This window comes from Actinoplanes sp. NPDC048791, assembly GCF_040650095.1.
Lineage (GTDB): Bacteria > Actinomycetota > Actinomycetes > Mycobacteriales > Micromonosporaceae > Actinoplanes.
Window position 1 is genome coordinate 1 of record NZ_JBEZGQ010001093.1, and the last position, 2643, is coordinate 2643.

General features: G+C 71.9%; 3 protein-coding genes. 2 read left to right on the top strand and 1 reads right to left on the bottom strand.

Going from position 1 to position 2643, the window contains the following annotated elements; all coding sequences use genetic code 11:
• Window positions 1–1084, top strand: a 1084-nt coding sequence (locus AB0C29_RS42630; protein WP_360833253.1) for an aldehyde dehydrogenase family protein, incomplete at its 5' end; no start/stop codon positions are given.
• On the opposite strand, the gene AB0C29_RS42635 is transcribed toward AB0C29_RS42630, so the two are convergent.
• Entirely contained in the window at window positions 1081–1599 is a 519-nt protein-coding gene (locus AB0C29_RS42635; protein ID WP_360833255.1) for a GNAT family protein, read from the bottom strand. The genes AB0C29_RS42630 and AB0C29_RS42635 overlap by 4 nt on opposite strands.
• A gap of 114 nt (window positions 1600–1713) precedes the next feature.
• Here AB0C29_RS42635 and AB0C29_RS42640 point away from each other — a divergent pair, with 114 nt between their 5' ends.
• Window positions 1714–2268 (top strand): DUF3455 domain-containing protein, encoded by a 555-nt coding sequence (locus AB0C29_RS42640; RefSeq protein ID WP_360833257.1) that lies wholly within the window; start codon window positions 1714–1716, stop codon window positions 2266–2268.
• The last annotated feature ends 375 nt before the right edge of the window (window positions 2269–2643 follow it).

Here is a 2643-nt window from a genome sequence, read left to right on the forward strand (position 1 = left end):
CGGCGACCTGCAGCGCCTCGACACCGACGCCGGCGGCACCGGCCGGCTCGCTCTGGTCAAGCGCGTGCCGCGCGGACCGGTGCTGGGCATCGCGCCGTTCAACTTCCCGCTCAACCTGGTCGCCCACAAAGTCGCCCCGGCGATCGCGGTCGGCGCGCCGATCGTGCTCAAGCCCGCGCCGGCCACCCCGCTGACCGCGCTGCTGCTCGGTGAGCTGCTGGCCGAGACCGACCTGCCGGCCGGCATGTTCTCGGTGCTGCCGGTCCCGAACGACCGCGCCGCCGCGCTGGTCGCCGATCCGCGCCTGCCGATCGTGTCGTTCACCGGCTCGGGCCCGGTCGGCGCGCAGATCCGCCGGTCCGCGCCGGACAAGCACGTGACGCTCGAGCTGGGCGGCAACGCGGCGGTCCTGCTCTGCGGCGACTACAGCAGCGACGCCGACCTGAGCTGGGCGGCGCAGCGGGTGGCGACGTTCGGCACCTACCAGGCGGGCCAGAGCTGCATCGCGGTCCAGCGGGTCTACGTGCACGCGAGCCTCACCGGCTTCCTGCCGCGGCTGCTCGACGCGGTGAACGCGCTGCGCACCGGCGACCCGCAGGACCCGGAGGTCGAGGTCGGCCCGATGATCAGCGAGGACGCGGCGAAACGCGTCGAGGAGTGGGTCGACGAGGCGGTGGCCGCCGGCGCGACCGTGGCGGTGGGCGGCAAGCGCGACGGTGCGACGTACCCGCCGACGGTGCTGACCGGCGTCCCGGCCGATGCCAAAGTGGTCACCGAGGAGATCTTCGGGCCGGTGCTGGTGGTGGCCGAGGTGAGCGACGACGCCGCCGGCTTCGCGGCGATCAACGACTCGGCGTACGGGCTCCAGGCGGGCGTCTTCACCCACAGCATCCAGACGGCATTCGCCGCACACCGTGACCTGAAGGTCGGCGGCGTGATCGTGGGCGACGTGCCGTCGTACCGGGCCGACCAGATGCCGTACGGCGGGGTGAAGGGCAGCGGCGTGGGCCGGGAAGGCGTGGCCAGCGCGATGGACGACTACACCGAGCCGCGCGTCATGGTGCTGACCGGCATCGACCTCTAGACAGCCACCGAGGGGTCGGTGCGCAGCCGGCTGTAGAGCAGTCCGTCGCGCCATTGGCCCGCCCGGAACTCCGCCGACCGGACCGTGCCCTCGAGCCGGAAGCCGGCCTTGACCAGCGACTTCTGCTCGGCCACGTTCTCCGGCTGGGTGCCCGCCTGGATGCGCTGGGCCGGGGTGTGCAGGAAGAGGTAGTCACAGAGCATGGCCTGGGCCCGCCAGCCGAGGCCGCGACCGCGCCACTGCGGGAGCAGCACGATGCCGATCTCCCAGTAGCCCGCCGAGCCGCCGTACCGGCCCTCGGACCAGGTGACGAAACCCACTGCCTGTCCCTCGGTGGCGACGATGAGCCGGCCGTTGTCGGTGCCGAGATAGCCGTCCTGGGCGAAGCGGCGATCCTGGGCCCGCGGGTCACGGAAGCCGAACCAGTCGTTGCCGATCAGGCCGGGCTCGACGGCGAAACGCCGCAACATCGGCAGGTCCGCTTCGGTCACCGGGCGCAGGTCGAGGTCTGTCATCCACACAGGATCGTCTATCCGGGCAATGCCCGACGACTTTCGGGCAACCGGCCATCCGTAGTCGCATGGTGCCCGTACTGGGGTGCGACATACCTATCGGAGGAGATCACTGCCATGCCCCGTACCCGAACCCGCGTCCGTGCCCTGACCATGGCCGCCGCCGCCACCGTGCTGGTGGGCGTCGGCGCGATCAGCTACAACGCGTCCGCCGCCGAGCTCACCCCGGGCTCCCGGCCGCGGCCGGTCGCGTCGCCTTCGGTCATCGACCCGCCGGCGGGCGCGGTCCGGCTCGGCAGCTACCGGGTCGTCAGGGGCACCCAGACGTACACGTGCACCGGCGGTGTCTTCACCGGAGGCTCCGTGCCCGAGGCCAAGCTGGCCGGTCCCGGCGGCCTGCTGCACCACTTCAAGGGCCCGAGCTGGCAGTCCGAGCGCGACGGTTCCCTGGTGACGGCGACGAAGACGGCGGAGCGGGCGCGCGCCGGCACGATCGCCGAGCTGCTGCTCACGATCGACACCCACAGTGGCCCGGCCAAGGGCCTGCTGGCCAAGGCCACCCACATCCAGCGGCTCTACACCTCCGGCGGCGTGGCCCCGGCCGGCGCCTGCACCGACGGCACGACCAAGGCGGTCCCCTACGGCGCCCTGTACGTGTTCTGGAGCAAGTGACCCGCTGATCCGGCCCGATCCGGCCGGGGGCGTTGCCCCTTCGTCACCGGCCGGACGGATCTTCTCCCCGATGTATGCCAGCCCTGCGGGGGATCGAACTTCGCGGCGGCGCACGGGACCATATTTCCTCCGTCCTCGTTGGTGACTGACGGACGGAGTTTGTCTGCGATGCGTACCCCCAAGGTGTTGCTGCTCGGCCTCGCGCTGAGCGTCCTGGCCGGCTGCGGCACGGCCGTGGCCGCCGAGAGCGACCCGCGCTGGGTGAGCGATGGTCACTGCGCAGCGAAACTACAGTTTCGTTGGCGACCTGCTGGTGGACGGCGTGGGTCTGGAACGGTCGCACCTCGGTGCTGACTTGCGCGAGGATCGTGCCGG

Bases quoted from the DNA above. Each gene is read 5' to 3' on its own strand.
- AB0C29_RS42635 (WP_360833255.1), bottom strand. From the start codon at position 1,599: ATGACAGACCTCGACCTGCGCCCGGTGACCGAAGCGGACCTGCCGATG.
- AB0C29_RS42640 (WP_360833257.1), top strand. From the start codon at position 1,714: ATGCCCCGTACCCGAACCCGCGTCCGTGCCCTGACCATGGCCGCCGCC.